The sequence below is a fragment of the Paraburkholderia aspalathi genome, from assembly GCF_900116445.1.
Classification (GTDB): domain Bacteria; phylum Pseudomonadota; class Gammaproteobacteria; order Burkholderiales; family Burkholderiaceae; genus Paraburkholderia; species Paraburkholderia aspalathi.
Genome location: NZ_FPBH01000033.1, coordinates 16,794 through 30,210 on the forward strand (window position 1 = coordinate 16,794; position 13,417 = coordinate 30,210).

At 62.9% G+C, this 13,417-nt stretch carries 13 protein-coding genes; 7 read left to right on the forward strand and 6 right to left on the reverse strand.

Annotated elements, in window-relative coordinates; genetic code table 11:
• Window positions 1–87 precede the first annotated feature (87 nt).
• The 3 genes from yajC to queA all read right to left on the reverse strand — a co-directional run bounded on the left by yajC (window position 88) and on the right by queA (window position 2,975).
• Window positions 88–417 (reverse strand): preprotein translocase subunit YajC, encoded by a 330-nt coding sequence (gene yajC, locus BM438_RS35950; protein ID WP_007179286.1) that lies wholly within the window; start codon window positions 415–417, stop codon window positions 88–90.
• 205 nt (window positions 418–622) lie between these two features.
• Complete coding sequence (gene tgt, locus BM438_RS35955) at window positions 623–1,828, reverse strand: tRNA guanosine(34) transglycosylase Tgt (protein ID WP_093644611.1); 1,206 nt, start codon at window positions 1,826–1,828, stop codon at window positions 623–625.
• Window positions 1,829–1,916: 88 nt separating this feature from the next.
• Window positions 1,917–2,975 (reverse strand): tRNA preQ1(34) S-adenosylmethionine ribosyltransferase-isomerase QueA, encoded by a 1,059-nt coding sequence (gene queA, locus BM438_RS35960; protein ID WP_093644723.1) that lies wholly within the window; start codon window positions 2,973–2,975, stop codon window positions 1,917–1,919.
• A 148-nt stretch (window positions 2,976–3,123) separates the two neighbouring features.
• Between queA and recG the strand changes: the two genes are divergently transcribed.
• The 7 genes from recG (at window position 3,124) to ubiA (ending at window position 10,347) form a co-directional block, all read left to right on the forward strand.
• Window positions 3,124–5,430, forward strand: a complete 2,307-nt coding sequence (gene recG / locus BM438_RS35965; protein ID WP_093644613.1) for an ATP-dependent DNA helicase RecG — start codon at window positions 3,124–3,126, stop codon at window positions 5,428–5,430.
• 124 nt (window positions 5,431–5,554) lie between these two features.
• A complete protein-coding gene (locus tag BM438_RS35970; protein WP_054037761.1) occupies window positions 5,555–6,514 on the forward strand; it encodes a hydrogen peroxide-inducible genes activator in 960 nt (319 codons plus the stop codon).
• A gap of 182 nt (window positions 6,515–6,696) precedes the next feature.
• Window positions 6,697–6,846 (forward strand): hypothetical protein, encoded by a 150-nt coding sequence (locus tag BM438_RS45725; RefSeq protein WP_167378513.1) that lies wholly within the window; start codon window positions 6,697–6,699, stop codon window positions 6,844–6,846.
• Window positions 6,847–6,916: 70 nt separating this feature from the next.
• On the forward strand, window positions 6,917–8,371 hold the full coding sequence (locus BM438_RS35975; protein WP_093644615.1) for a catalase: 1,455 nt from the start codon (window positions 6,917–6,919) through the stop codon (window positions 8,369–8,371).
• 80 nt (window positions 8,372–8,451) lie between these two features.
• Complete coding sequence (locus tag BM438_RS45730) at window positions 8,452–8,613, forward strand: hypothetical protein (RefSeq protein ID WP_166618337.1); 162 nt, start codon at window positions 8,452–8,454, stop codon at window positions 8,611–8,613.
• A 154-nt stretch (window positions 8,614–8,767) separates the two neighbouring features.
• Window positions 8,768–9,256: a Dps family protein gene (locus BM438_RS35980; protein ID WP_093644617.1), complete on the forward strand. Its 489-nt coding sequence runs from the start codon at window positions 8,768–8,770 to the stop codon at window positions 9,254–9,256.
• A 227-nt stretch (window positions 9,257–9,483) separates the two neighbouring features.
• Window positions 9,484–10,347 (forward strand): 4-hydroxybenzoate octaprenyltransferase, encoded by an 864-nt coding sequence (gene ubiA / locus BM438_RS35985; RefSeq protein ID WP_093644619.1) that lies wholly within the window; start codon window positions 9,484–9,486, stop codon window positions 10,345–10,347.
• Between the two features lie 117 nt (window positions 10,348–10,464).
• On the opposite strand, the gene proC is transcribed toward ubiA, so the two are convergent.
• The 3 genes from proC to glcF all read right to left on the reverse strand — a co-directional run bounded on the left by proC (window position 10,465) and on the right by glcF (window position 13,409).
• The gene (gene proC, locus BM438_RS35990) at window positions 10,465–11,280 is read right to left on the reverse strand and encodes a pyrroline-5-carboxylate reductase (RefSeq protein ID WP_093644621.1); all 816 of its coding nucleotides are present in this window, start codon (window positions 11,278–11,280) and stop codon (window positions 10,465–10,467) included.
• A gap of 52 nt (window positions 11,281–11,332) precedes the next feature.
• Window positions 11,333–12,031: a YggS family pyridoxal phosphate-dependent enzyme gene (locus BM438_RS35995; RefSeq protein ID WP_093644623.1), complete on the reverse strand. Its 699-nt coding sequence runs from the start codon at window positions 12,029–12,031 to the stop codon at window positions 11,333–11,335.
• 151 nt (window positions 12,032–12,182) lie between these two features.
• Window positions 12,183–13,409: a glycolate oxidase subunit GlcF gene (gene glcF / locus BM438_RS36000; protein WP_093644625.1), complete on the reverse strand. Its 1,227-nt coding sequence runs from the start codon at window positions 13,407–13,409 to the stop codon at window positions 12,183–12,185.
• Between the last annotated feature and the right edge of the window lie 8 nt (window positions 13,410–13,417).

The following is a 13,417-nucleotide window of genomic DNA, read 5'->3' on the forward strand; positions in this document are numbered from 1 at the left end:
CGATGCGTCCGGCGATGAGCGCGGGCAGTTCAGCGTTGTGCTGCGAGAACTGCCGGCGAGGCCGCGCCGGACGCGAGAGAGCAGGCCTTACAGCGACTTGATCGTGCCCTTCGGGAGAATCGTCGTGACCGACGCTTTTTGCACGGTGATTTCCGTGCCTTCCGAGATTTCGACGCCGACGTAAGCTTCACCCACCTTGGTCACCTTGCCGACGATGCCGCCATTCGTCACCACTTCGTCGCCCTTGGCCATGGCGGCGAGCATGTTGCGGTGTTCCTTCTGGCGCTTCATTTGCGGGCGAATCATGATGAAGTACAGCACGCCGAACATCAGGATCAGCGGCAGGAAGCTCATCAGGTTCGATTCAATGCCACCTGTTGCTGTGCCTTGGGCAAAGGCATTGGAAATGAACGACACGTTGGTCTCTCCGTTATAAATCAAAACGATCAAAAAAATCAGCCGGTTATTCTACCACTGGCCTGACAGGGGTCGGCGCGGCGAATCGGCTTTCCGATCAACCGTTTAAGGCCTTTTTGCCGTGCGCGAAAGTTAATTGTAAGGTTTTCCGCGCGACGCCAGCAGATTCCTCCGGCAATTTCGTCAGCTGATTCCCAAATGCCGGCTAATCGATGCCGCGCGCGCGGTCCTCGTGGAAGCGCTTGCGGAAAGGCTCGAACAGTTTTGCGTCGATCGCGTCGCGCATTTCCTGCATCAACTCGAGGTAGTAGTGCAGGTTGTGAATCGTGTTCAGCTGCGCACCGAGGATTTCCCCTACACGATGCAGATGGTGCAGGTAGCCGCGTGTGAAATTTCGGCAGGTGTAGCAGCCGCATTGCTCGTCGAGCGGGCGCAGCGAGTTCTTGTGCGCGGCGTTGCGGATCTTGATGTCGCCGAAACGGGTGAAGAGCCAGCCGTTGCGCGCGTTGCGGGTCGGCATCACGCAGTCGAACATGTCGACGCCGGCGGCCACGCCCGCCACCAGATCTTCCGGCGTGCCGACGCCCATCAGGTAGTGCGGTTTGTCGGCCGGCAGCTTCGGGCCGATATGGTTCAGCACGCGCATCATGTCTTCTTTCGGCTCTCCGACGGACAGGCCGCCGATCGCGAGACCGTGGAAATCCATCTCCGCGAGACCCGCCAGCGACTCGTCGCGCAGGTCTTCGAACATGCCGCCCTGGACGATGCCGAACAACGCGTTCGGATTGCCGAGGCGGTTGAATTCGTTGATCGAGCGTTGGGCCCAGCGCATCGACATGCGCATCGAATCGGCAGCTTCCTGATGCGAAGTCGGCACGTTGTTGGTCGCGTAGGGCGTGCATTCGTCGAACTGCATGACGATGTCCGAGTTCAGCACCTTCTGGATCTGCATCGACACTTCCGGCGACAGGAAGAGCTTGTCGCCGTTGATAGGTGATGCGAACGTGACGCCATCTTCGGTGATTTTGCGCAGATCACCGAGTGAAAACACCTGAAAACCACCCGAATCTGTCAGGATCGGCTTCTTCCAGCCCATGAAGCCGTGCAGGCCGCCGTGAGCCTCGATCGTCTCCAGGCCCGGGCGCAGCCACAGGTGGAAGGTGTTGCCGAGGATGATCTGCGCGTGCATTTCTTCGAGCTCGCGCGGCTGGACCGCCTTCACCGTGCCGTAGGTGCCGACCGGCATGAAGATCGGCGTTTCGACCACGCCATGATTCAGCGTAACGCGCCCGCGGCGTGCCTGGCCGTCGGTGCCGAGCAGTTCGAATTTGAGGCCGTTGTCAGGGCGCTCGCCGTGGCTCGCGCAGGTGCTGCAGGTACCGCTTGTATCGTGGGTATGACCGTCGGTCATGGGGGACTCCTGTGCTACCGGAGAACAGTCCGGCGCAAATGGTGAACGCCGCCGGGTAGGCCACGGCGGCTGGGTAAAAAACAATGGTTCAAGCGTCGCGGCGCGTGAGCAGCATCGCGTCGCCATAGCTAAAGAAGCGGTAACGCTGTTCGATCGCGTGGCGGTAAGCCTCGCGAATCGTTTCGACACCTGCGAACGCCGACACCAGCATCAGCAATGTCGACTTCGGCAAATGGAAATTGGTCACCAGCCTGTCGACCACGCGGAATTTATAGCCCGGCGTGATGAAGATGTCGGTTTCCGTGCTGGCCGCGCCGAGCGGGCGTCCGGCGGCTTCGGCATCGCGCGCGGCGGCTTCGAGCGCGCGCATCGACGTCGTGCCCACCGCGATCACGCGGTTGCCCCGCGCGCGCGTCGCCGCGATCTTGTCGGCGAGCGATTGCGGCAGGTGGTACCACTCGCTGTGCATCTTGTGCTCGGCCAGATTCTCCACCCGCACCGGCTGGAAGGTGCCCGCGCCGACGTGCAGCGTTAGCGTCGCGCGCTCCACGCCGCGAGCGTCGAGTCGCGCGAGCAGTGCGTCGTCGAAATGCAGGCCGGCGGTGGGTGCGGCCACCGCGCCCGGGTTTTGCGCGAACACCGTCTGGTAGCGGGTTTCGTCGGTCGCGTCGGGGTCGTGCTCGATGTACGGCGGCAGTGGCAGGCGGCCGAATTGCTCGATCAGCGTGAGGCAGTCGTCCGGGAAATGCAGTGTGTAGAACGGCTCGACGCGTTCGCCGACCGTCACGTCGAACGCGTCGGCGAGACGAATCGTGGTGCCCGGCTGCGGGCTCTTGCTCGCCCGGATCTGCGCAAGCGCCGTGCGTTCGCCCGTGAGGCGCTCTACCAGCACTTCGATCTTGCCGCCACTGGCCTTCTGGCCGAGGAAGCGCGCCTTCAGGACTTTGGTATCGTTGAAGACCAGCAGATCGCCGGGCGCGATGCACTCGGGCAACTCGGCAAAGCGGCGGTCGATCAGGTGCGCGGCGTCGGTCGCGTCGGCCGTGTGGGCCACTTCGAGCAGACGGCTGGCGCTGCGCTCGGGCAGCGCGACTTGCGCGATCAGCTCGGGCGGCAGATCGAAATCGAAATCGGAAAGCGTAAACATGCGGACGACTGGAAGCGAATTGGGACTGAATTGAGCCGAAGCCGGAGCCGGGCGGCTATGATTGCGGGACGCCGGAGCGGCCCGCGAGCCCGCGTGCTGCTTGGCGGCGACACCTTTGACAGCCGATATTGTACTTGCGAAGCAACCCATGCCTTTGTCCGAACGCCGATTGCCCTCCGCTACCGATGAAGTGAGCGCCGAGCCGAAGCGCCGCGTCTCGCGGGGCAAAGCAGCGGCGGCCGACCAGAACGACCTTGGCGGGGGTGTCGCGCCGGAGAGCGACCAAGCCGCGCGTGAAGGCGAAATGGTTGACCCATTCGGCGACAAGCCTGCCGGCAAATCCGCGGGCAAAGCCGCCAGGAAGCCTGCAGCCGAAGCCGGCGCCAAGCCCGCGGCCAAACCCGTCGACAAGCTCGCCAAACTCGGCCTCATGCGCGACATCGATCTGGTACTGCATCTGCCGATGCGCTACGAAGACGAGACCTCGCTGACACCGATCGGGCATTTGCTGCCGGGTGGCATCTCGCAGACCGAAGGCGTGGTGTTCGACAACGAGATCGCCTATCGCCCGCGCCGCCAGTTGCTGGTGAAACTGCGCGACGACGCCGGCGACGAACTTGTCCTCCGCTTTCTGAATTTCTACGGCTCGCAGGTCAAGCAGATGGCGATCGGCGCGCGGCTGCGCGTGCGCGGCGACGTACGCGGCGGTTTCTTCGGCATGGAGATGGTGCACCCGGCGGTGCGCGTGGTCGATGAAGACACGCCGCTGCCGCAGGCGCTGACGCCGGTCTATCCGAGCACCGCGGGCGTGACGCAGGCGTATCTGCGCAAATCGATCGACAACGCGTTGTCGCGCACCTCGTTGCCGGAGTTGCTGCCCGAGCCGATCGCGCAGGCTTATTTGCAGCCGCTTGGCGTGCCGGCGCTGATGGAGGCGGTGCGCACGCTGCATCACCCGGGCGTGCAGGCCGATGAAAACGCGCTGATGGATGGCACGCATCCAGCGTGGGTACGGATCAAGTTCGAAGAATTGCTGGCGCAGCAGATGTCGTTGAAGCGCGCCCATGACGAGCGCCGCACGCGCGCGGCGCCGGCCATGCCACGCCGCAAGCTGGGCGACGAAGCGGCACTGGTGGCGCGGTTGCTGAAGGCGCTGCCGTTTTCGCTGACGGCGGCGCAGGAGCGCGTGGGCGGCGAGATCGCGCTCGATTTGACGCAGCCTCATCCGATGCAGCGGTTGCTGCAGGGTGACGTTGGCAGCGGCAAGACGATCGTGGCGGCGCTGGCCGCGGCACAGGCGATCGACGCCGGCTACCAGGCCGCGCTGATGGCGCCGACCGAAATTCTCGCCGAACAGCACGCGCGCAAATTGCGCGGCTGGCTGGAGCCGCTCGGCGTAAGCGTCGCGTGGCTCGCCGGCAGTCTTAAGACGAAGGAAAAGCGCGCCGCGATCGAAGCAGCAGCGCTTGGCACGGCGCAGCTTGTGATCGGCACGCACGCGATCATCCAGGACGCGGTCGAGTTCGCGCGACTGGGGTTGGTGATCGTCGACGAACAGCATCGCTTCGGCGTGGCGCAGCGCCTCGCCTTGCGCGCCAAGGCGCAGAACGCCGCTGACGGGGCGCGCGATTTCCAGCCGCATCAACTGATGATGTCGGCGACGCCGATTCCGCGCACGCTCGCGATGACCTATTACGCCGACCTCGATGTCTCGACCATCGACGAATTGCCGCCTGGGCGCACGCCGATTCTGACCAAGCTCGTTTCCGACGCGCGGCGCGAAGAGGTGATCGGCCGCGTGCGTGAAGCTGCGTTGACGGGACGCCAGGTGTACTGGGTGTGTCCGCTGATCGAGGAAAGCGAGACCTTGCAGTTGCAGACCGCGGTGGAGACCTACGAGACGCTGGTGGCCGCGTTGCCCGAATTGAACGTCGGGCTGGTGCACGGGCGTCTCGCGCCGGCGGAGAAGGCCGCGGTGATGGATGCGTTCACGCGCAACGAAGTGCAGCTTCTGGTGGCGACGACGGTGATCGAAGTGGGCGTGGATGTGCCGAATGCCTCGCTAATGGTGATCGAGCATGCCGAGCGCTTCGGTCTCGCACAGTTGCATCAGTTGCGCGGGCGGGTGGGGCGCGGGAGTGCAGCTTCGGTCTGCGTGTTGCTCTATACCGGTCCGCTCTCGATGACGGCGCGGGCGCGCTTGCAGACCATGCGGGAGACGACCGACGGCTTCGAAATCGCCCGGCGCGACCTCGAGATTCGCGGTCCGGGAGAGTTTCTTGGCGCCCGACAGTCGGGCGCGGCCATGTTGAGGTTTGCCGATCTCCAGAATGACCAGTGGCTCATCGAGCCGGCCAGAGAGGCCGCCGCGGCTTTGCTCGAAAAGTATCCGGAGGTGGTGCTGCAACATCTGGCCCGCTGGCTCGGGGCGCGGGAGCAATATCTGAAGGCTTGAGGACGGGTCCTTGACGGCAGATACGCTCGTCAGCCAAGCCGGCAAAGGACCAAAAGGTTGGCGAACCGACCCTATAGGTGTATAACTAGAACCTATCGAACTCATCGCACTGATTGGTCCCCCAATGACGCTCACCGAATTGAAATACATCGTCGCGGTTGCCCGCGAACGGCACTTCGGCCGGGCCGCCGAAGCGTGTTTCGTTAGCCAGCCGACCCTGTCGGTGGCCATCAAAAAGCTCGAAGACGAGCTCAACGTACAGATCTTCGAACGCGGCACCAGCGAAGTCAGTGTCACGCCGATCGGCGAACAGATTGTCACGCAAGCACAGCGCGTCCTCGAACAAACGCTCGCCATCAAAGAGATCGCGAAACAGGGCAAAGACCCGCTGGTCGGGCCGCTGCGCCTCGGCGTCATCTATACGATCGGGCCGTATCTGCTGCCTACGCTCGTCAAACAGATGATCAAGCGCGTCCCGCAGATGCCGCTGATGCTGCAGGAAAATTACACGGTCAAGCTGATCGAACTGCTCAAGCAGGGTGAAATCGACGTCGCGATCATGGCGCTGCCGTTCCCGGAAACGGGTCTCATGCAACGCCCGCTCTATGACGAGCCGTTTGTCGTCGCACTGCCGTCTGGTCACGCGTGGGAAAACCGCGCGAAGATCGACGCCGAGGATCTGAAGCAGGAAACCATGCTGCTGCTCGGCAGCGGCCACTGCTTCCGCGACCATGTGCTGGGCGTCTGCCCGGAACTGATGCGCTTCTCGCAGAACGCGGACGGCATCCAGAAGACCTTCGAAGGTTCGTCGCTGGAAACCATCCGTCATATGGTGGCGAGCGGCGTCGGCATTACCGTGTTGCCGCGCATGTCGGTTCAGGAGGTCAAGCCGCACGCTGGTGGTATCGACGCCGGCCTGCTCAGCTACGTCGCCTTCGACGAACCGGTGCCGGATCGCCGTGTGGTGCTTGCCTGGCGTAAGAGCTTCACGCGGACACCGGCTATCGACGCCATCTGCGACGCCATCAACGCCTGCGATCTGACGGGTGTAAAAAAACTCGATCTGCCTGTCGCCGTCAACTGAACGGCTACGCTCGCGCCCACGCCGGTCCGCCGCACGCTCTGTGCAGCCGGTCCGGCGATACCCAAGGCGCCGACAACCGCACTCCCTATCGAATAGATATAATTAATCAAACACGTTAATTCGATAGCATTGTTATAGTTTCCTCCATGGATCGCCCGATCCCATCAGACCCGGAGGAAATCATGACGCAGCCGAACTCGCAGCAAGTCCCAACTGTCCTCGCCCAACCCGTCCGCATGACCACCGGCAGCACTGGCACCTTCGCCGCGTCGGTGCGCGGTATGGGCACGGTTGCATTGTCATTGCTGGTCGATCGGGCCCTATCCGCATAAGCCGTAGGCATCAGCGCGCCGCACCTCTCCCCGCATTCCGTTTCCGATCAAAGCCACTCAGGAGTACCGCATGTCCGAACGTAAGCTCACCAATGCAGCCGGCGCACCCATCGCCGACAACCAGAATTCGATGACCGCCGGCGCGCGCGGTCCGGTCGTCCTGCAAGACGTCTGGCTGCTCGAAAAACTCGCTCACTTCGATCGCGAAGTGATTCCGGAACGCCGCGTTCACGCCAAAGGTTCGGGCGCATTCGGCACGCTGAAAGTCACGCATGACATCTCGCGTTTCACGAAGGCGAAAGTGTTCGCCGAGGTCGGCAAGGACACGCCGCTCTTCATGCGCTTCTCGACGGTGGCGGGCGAACGCGGCGCCGCCGACGCGGAACGCGACGTGCGCGGTTTCTCGATCAAGTTCTACACGGAAGAAGGCAACTGGGACGTGGTCGGCAACAACACGCCGGTGTTCTTCATCCGCGATCCGCTGAAGTTTCCGGACTTCATCCACACGCAAAAGCGCGACCCGTACACCAACATGCGCAGCAATATCGCGGCATGGGATTTCTGGTCGCGTCATCCGGAGTCGTTGCATCAGGTCACCATCCTGATGAGCGATCGCGGCATTCCGCACAACTTCCGCCAGATGCATGGCTTCGGCTCGCACACGTACTCGTTCATCAACGCCAACAACGAGCGTTTCTGGGTGAAGTTCCACTTCAAGTCGATGCAAGGCATTGAGAACTTTACCGATGCCGAAGCGGCGCAAGTGGTCGCACAGAACCGTGAAAGCGCGCAACAGGATCTGCTCACGAGCATCGACGCAGGCAACTTCCCGAAATGGCGCTTTGCCATTCAGGTGATGCCGGAAGCGGAGGCCGCGAAGTACCGCTTCAATCCGTTCGACATCACGAAGGTGTGGTCGCAAAAGGACTACCCGTTGATCGACGTCGGCACGATCGAGTTGAATCGCAACGCGGCGAACTATTTCGCGGATGTGGAGCAGGCCGCGTTCACGCCCGCCAACGTGGTGCCGGGTATCGGCTTCTCGCCGGACCGTCTGTTGCAAGGCCGTTTGTTCTCGTATGGCGACACGCAGCGCTATCGCCTCGGTATCAATCACCATCAGATTCCGGTGAATGCGCCGCGCTGCCCAGTCCACCATTCGTTCCATCGCGACGGTGCGATGCGCACGGACGGCAACCTCGGCGGCAACGTGAACTACGAGCCGAATCGCTTCGGCGACTTCGCGCAGGACACCAACGCGGCGGAGCCGCCGCTCGCAGCGGGGACGGTCGATCGTTACGAGCATCGCGAGGACGATGACTACTACACGCAGCCGGGCATGCTGTTTGCGCTCTTCGACGCGGCACAGCGTCAGCGTCTGTTCGGCAACATCGCACGCCATATCAACGGTGTGCCGAAAGAGATCGTCGCGTGTCAGATCGAGCATTTCCGTCGCGCCGATCCGGCCTATGCGGAAGGTGTGATCGCCGCGCTGGCCGAACTTGCCGAAGGCGGCAAGAAGTAAGCAGTTGAAGTGAGTTGATGCAGCAGGGCGGGGCGCATCGGCGCCCCGCCAGTATTGATACGAATCGAGGAAGCACGATCATGATCCAGATGATGATGTCCACCATTGGCGGCTCGCCGGCCGCTCGCGGCAAGCAACGGCACTACGCATCGATGCTGCGCAAGGCAGTCGGATTCGCGATCTTCTCGAGCGGACTCGTGGTGATCGTTGCGCAAGCCGTGCAACATGCATTGGGTGCGTGATTGAACGCGAGGCCGCGGGTGCGGCAAGCGACCACGCGTCACACGAACGCAGCGGCTTTCTAAGCTAAACTGGCGGGCGTTCGACGTGCCGGGTTTGCTAGCCGCACGCCGTCACTCTACCTACCGGTTCGTATCACTCTTCAAAGGAGTCATCATGGCCAAGAAAGAAGCTGTACAGCACGTCAATATCGGAATCAACGACAAGGATCGCAAGAAGATCGCAGAAGGTCTGTCGCGATTGCTCGCCGACACCTACACGCTTTATCTGAAGACCCACAACTTCCACTGGAACGTGACGGGTCCGATGTTCAACACGCTGCATCTGATGTTCGAAACGCAGTACAACGAGCTGGCGCTTGCGGTCGATTCGATCGCTGAACGCATCCGCGCACTGGGTGTGCATGCGCCGGGCAGCTACAAGGAATTCGCGAAGCTGTCGTCGATTCCGGAAGCGGACGGCGTGCCGGCAGCGGAAGAAATGATTCGCCAGTTGGTGGAAGGTCAGGAAGCCGTGGTGCGTACTGCACGCGCGATTTTCCCGTCGACGGAAGCCGCCAACGACGAGCCGACCGCCGACCTGCTGACGCAACGCATGCAAACGCACGAAAAGACCGCGTGGATGCTGCGCTCGATGTTGGCTTAAATGCTTTAGCGTTAAGTTGAGTTGAGTAGCAAAACAAACAAAGCCTCCCTTTGCGGGAGGCTTTGTTTTTTGCGGTGCCCGATCTGCATTCAGCTGTAGCTCGAGGCCCGGCTACGGTTGCGGCCCCGGTTCTGGCACCCTGAGAGTCAGCTTCGCCCGCCTGAAGGCCGCCTGCCGTCCGCATCCCGTAAAATAGCGGCACCGTCTGCACTTCACCGAATCCGCCCATGTTCGCCCGACTTCCCCTGTATCTGCGCCTCGTGCGCATGGACAAGCCGATCGGCAGCCTGCTGCTGCTGTGGCCGACGCTCAATGCGCTGTGGATTGCCTCCGACGGTCATCCGTCGTGGCCGCTGCTGGTGATTTTCACGGTGGGTACCGTGCTGATGCGCTCGGCGGGTTGCGCGATCAACGATTACGCGGATCGCGACTTCGACCGCTACGTGAAGCGCACGGAAAACCGGCCGATCACATCGGGCAAGATCAAGGCATGGGAAGCGGTGGCGTTGGCGGCCGGCTTGTCGCTGCTGGCCTTTCTACTGATTCTGCCGCTGAATACGTTGACCAAGGAATTGTCGGTGGCGGCGCTGTTCGTCGCGGGGTCGTATCCGTTCACGAAGCGCTTCTTTGCGATTCCGCAGGCGTATCTCGGCATCGCGTTCGGCTTCGGCATTCCGATGGCGTTCGCCGCAATTCAGGATCACGTGCCGATGCTCGCCTGGGTCATGCTGCTGGCCAACGTGTTCTGGTCGGTTGCGTACGACACCGAATACGCGATGGTCGATCGCGACGACGACATCAAGATCGGTATCCGCACGTCGGCGCTCACCTTCGGCCGCTTCGACGTGGCGGCGATCATGCTGTGCTATGCGGCGACGCTGGGGATTTACGTCGGCATCGGCGTCATGCTCAGCTTCGGTGTGTTGTATTGGCTGGGATGGGCGGCGGCGGTGGGCTGCGCAATCTATCACTACACGCTGATCCGCAATCGCGAGCGCATGGCGTGCTTCGCGGCGTTCCGTCATAACAACTGGCTGGGCGGCGCGTTGTTTGTCGGTATCGCAGCGCACTACGCGGCGGCTTCGTTTTAATTCTTGCGCGCTTCTGTTCCGCCGCGGACGCCGCCTCGGATGAGTTCGAGGCGCAGCGTCCTTGGGCGTACTTTCTACTTTCCTGCCGTCGTGCTGGCAATTGCCAGCTGATCGCCCTTACAGCTTGCCGAACTCGTCGCCCATTTCCTTGGCGCGCGCATTGGCGGCAAGCGCGCCGCGGACGATCGCATCCTTGATCCCGCTCGCGTCGAACGAGGCCAGCGCGGCCGCCGTGGTGCCGCCCTTCGACGTCACCCGTTCGCGCAACAGGCTCGGCGGCTCGTCCGAGTTCGCGGCCAATTGCGCGGCACCGGTGAACGTCGCGACCGCCAGCGCGCGACCTTGCGCTTCATCCATACCGAGCTGGCGCGCGGCTTCCTGCAGCGCCTCGATGAAATAAAACACATAAGCAGGACCGCTGCCCGAAATCGCGGTGACGGCGTCGATCTTCGCTTCGTCGTCGAACCAGACGGTTTCGCCAACTGCGCCCAGCACCTGCGAGGCGAGCGCGCGGCCGGCTTCGTCGACGCTGCCGGTCGCAACCAGGCCCGTGACGCCCATGCCAATCAGCGCCGGCGTATTTGGCATCACGCGCACGATGCGCGCGTGGCCGTTCAGCCAGCGCGACATGTCATCCATGCGAATGCCCGCGACGATGCTGATCGCCAGTTGCGACGCTGTCAGATGCGGCGCTAGTGCCTCGGCGACACTCTTCAGGATCTGCGGCTTCACCGCCAGCACGACGGCGTCGTACGACGCGAGCGCGGCGTCCGCGGCGGCGCCGGTCTTGACGCCGAATTGCTGCTCATTGCGTTTGCGCGCGTCTTCGTTGGGGTCGATTGCGTACAGGTCAGTGGGCGCGACGCCGCGCTTGATGAGACCGCCGATCAACGCGGCGGCCATATTGCCACCGCCGATAAAAGCAATTTTCATGATGTTCCGAAAGAAGTGCGGAGAGGTGTCGAGAAGGGAAGGTCTGAAACGGTCAGTGAGAGTAATCGCGCGCGCCGAAGATCGCCGTGCCGACGCGCACGATCGTCGCGCCTTCCAGCACGGCGGCTTCGAGGTCGCTCGACATGCCCATCGAGAGCGTATCGAGTTCGAGGCCGTCGTTACGCAGACGCTCGAACAGTTCACGCAGTTGCCGGTGCGGCACGCGCTGTTCTTCGATGCTGCCGGCCGGCTCCGGAATCGCCATCAGGCCGCGCAGATTCAGCTTTGGCAGTGCAGCGATTGCCTGTGCGACTTCGACGGCCTCGGGAATGCTCGCACCGCTTTTCGACGCTTCGCCGCTAATGTTGACCTGCAGGCAGACGTTCAAGGGCGGCAGGTTGTCCGGGCGCTGCTCCGAGAGCCGCTGTGCGATCTTCAGGCGGTCGACCGAATGCACCCAGTCGAAATTCTCAGCAACCGGGCGCGTCTTGTTCGATTGCAAGGGTCCGATGAAATGCCATTCGAGCGCGGCCCGCAGATCGGCCAGCGCTTCGATCTTGGTGATGGATTCCTGCACGTAGTTCTCACCGAACGCCCGTTGGCCGGCTGCGTAGGCGGCGCGTACGTCTTCGGCGGGAAACGTCTTCGAGACCGCGAGAAGGGTGATCGAACGCGGGTCGCGTCCGGCTACCTGCGCGGCGAGGGCGATGCGCTGCTGCACCGCTTCGAGGTTGTGAATCAGATCGGGCATGGAGCGGAACCGGAAGTCTGGCGAAAGGCGATGATCGAATTATACGGACGCCGCCATCTCGTGCCGCTTTATGCCGCTGTCGGATAGGCGGACGCACTTGCGGTGATGTATCGCAAGCCACGTGCCGCGCTTCCCGTCAAAATCGCTCGCCTCAGGCGGACAGCATATGCTCCACCAGTTCGATCCAATGAGCGACCGGCGTGGACGTGCCGCTTTGCAGATGCGCAATGCAGCCGACGTTGGCCGACACGATCACCTGCGGCTCCTGCGCCTGCAGCCGCTCGAGCTTCTGGTCGCGCAGCGCGTACGAGAGCTTGGGCTGGGTCAGCGAATAGGTCCCGGCCGAACCGCAGCAGAGATGATTGTCGGCGGGCAGGCGCACTTCCACGCCGAGCGCCGTCAGCAAATGTTCGACCTTGCCGCGCACCTGCTGACCATGCTGCAACGTGCATGGCGGATGGAACGCCACCGTATGGATCGCCCGGCGGCGCGTCACGGCGACGAGCGCTTCTTCGAACTCCGGCAGGATTTCCGCGACGTCGCGCGTCAGCTCGGTCACGCGGCGCGCTTTCTCCGCATACGCAGGGTCGTTGCGCAGCAGATGCCCGTATTCCTTGACCGTTGCGCCGCAGCCGGACGCGTTCATTACGATCGCTTCCACACCTTGTTCGATATAAGGCCACCACGCGTCGATGTTGGCGCGCAGGTCGTCGAGCGCTTCGTCGTTGTAGCCCAGGTGCAGACGGATCGCACCGCAACAGCCTGCTTCGGGCGCGATCAAGGTTTCCACGCCGAGCGCATCGAGCACCCGTGCCGTCGCGACGTTGACGTTCGGCATCATCGACGGTTGCACGCAGCCCGCGAGCATCAGCATCTTGCGCGGATGTTTCGCGGTCGGCCATTCGAGCGGACGCTGGCGCGCGGGCACCTTGTCGCGCAGTTTCTTCGGCAGGAGCGGGCGGATATGCTGACCGATTCGCATGGTCGGCGTGAACAGCGCGCTGTTCGGCACGAAGCTCGCGAGCAGCCGGCGCACCATCCGCTGGCCGAACGGGCGCGTGACCTTTTCCTCGGTGATCTTGCGACCGATCTCGACCAGCCTGCCGTATTGCACGCCGGAAGGGCAGGTCGTCTCGCAGTTGCGGCAAGTGAGGCAGCGGTCCAGGTGAACCTGGGTGCTGCGCGTGACCGCCGCGCCTTCCACCATCTGCTTGATCAGATAGATCCGGCCGCGTGGGCCGTCGAGTTCGTCGCCGAGTATCTGATAGGTCGGGCAGGTCGCGGTGCAGAAGCCGCAGTGCACGCAATTGCGCAGGATGGCGTCGGCTTCGTCGCCATCGGGTGTATTGCGAATGAAGTCCGCGAGGTTGGTTTGCATCGCGTCGC

Excerpts from the sequence above, each read along its gene's own strand:
- BM438_RS35975 (WP_093644615.1), top strand. The coding sequence starts at position 6,917 with ATGTCCGAACGTAAGCTCACCAATGCAGCCGGCGCACCCATCGCCGAC.
- queA (WP_093644723.1), bottom strand. The coding sequence starts at position 2,975 with ATGTTTACGCTTTCCGATTTCGATTTCGATCTGCCGCCCGAGCTGATC.
- BM438_RS35980 (WP_093644617.1), top strand. The coding sequence starts at position 8,768 with ATGGCCAAGAAAGAAGCTGTACAGCACGTCAATATCGGAATCAACGAC.
- proC (WP_093644621.1), bottom strand. The coding sequence starts at position 11,280 with ATGAAAATTGCTTTTATCGGCGGTGGCAATATGGCCGCCGCGTTGATC.
- tgt (WP_093644611.1), bottom strand. The coding sequence starts at position 1,828 with ATGACCGACGGTCATACCCACGATACAAGCGGTACCTGCAGCACCTGC.
- BM438_RS45725 (WP_167378513.1), top strand. The coding sequence starts at position 6,697 with ATGACGCAGCCGAACTCGCAGCAAGTCCCAACTGTCCTCGCCCAACCC.
- BM438_RS35995 (WP_093644623.1), bottom strand. The coding sequence starts at position 12,031 with ATGCCCGATCTGATTCACAACCTCGAAGCGGTGCAGCAGCGCATCGCC.
- recG (WP_093644613.1), top strand. The coding sequence starts at position 3,124 with ATGCCTTTGTCCGAACGCCGATTGCCCTCCGCTACCGATGAAGTGAGC.
- BM438_RS45730 (WP_166618337.1), top strand. The coding sequence starts at position 8,452 with ATGATCCAGATGATGATGTCCACCATTGGCGGCTCGCCGGCCGCTCGC.
- glcF (WP_093644625.1), bottom strand. The coding sequence starts at position 13,409 with ATGCAAACCAACCTCGCGGACTTCATTCGCAATACACCCGATGGCGAC.
- BM438_RS35970 (WP_054037761.1), top strand. The coding sequence starts at position 5,555 with ATGACGCTCACCGAATTGAAATACATCGTCGCGGTTGCCCGCGAACGG.
- ubiA (WP_093644619.1), top strand. The coding sequence starts at position 9,484 with ATGTTCGCCCGACTTCCCCTGTATCTGCGCCTCGTGCGCATGGACAAG.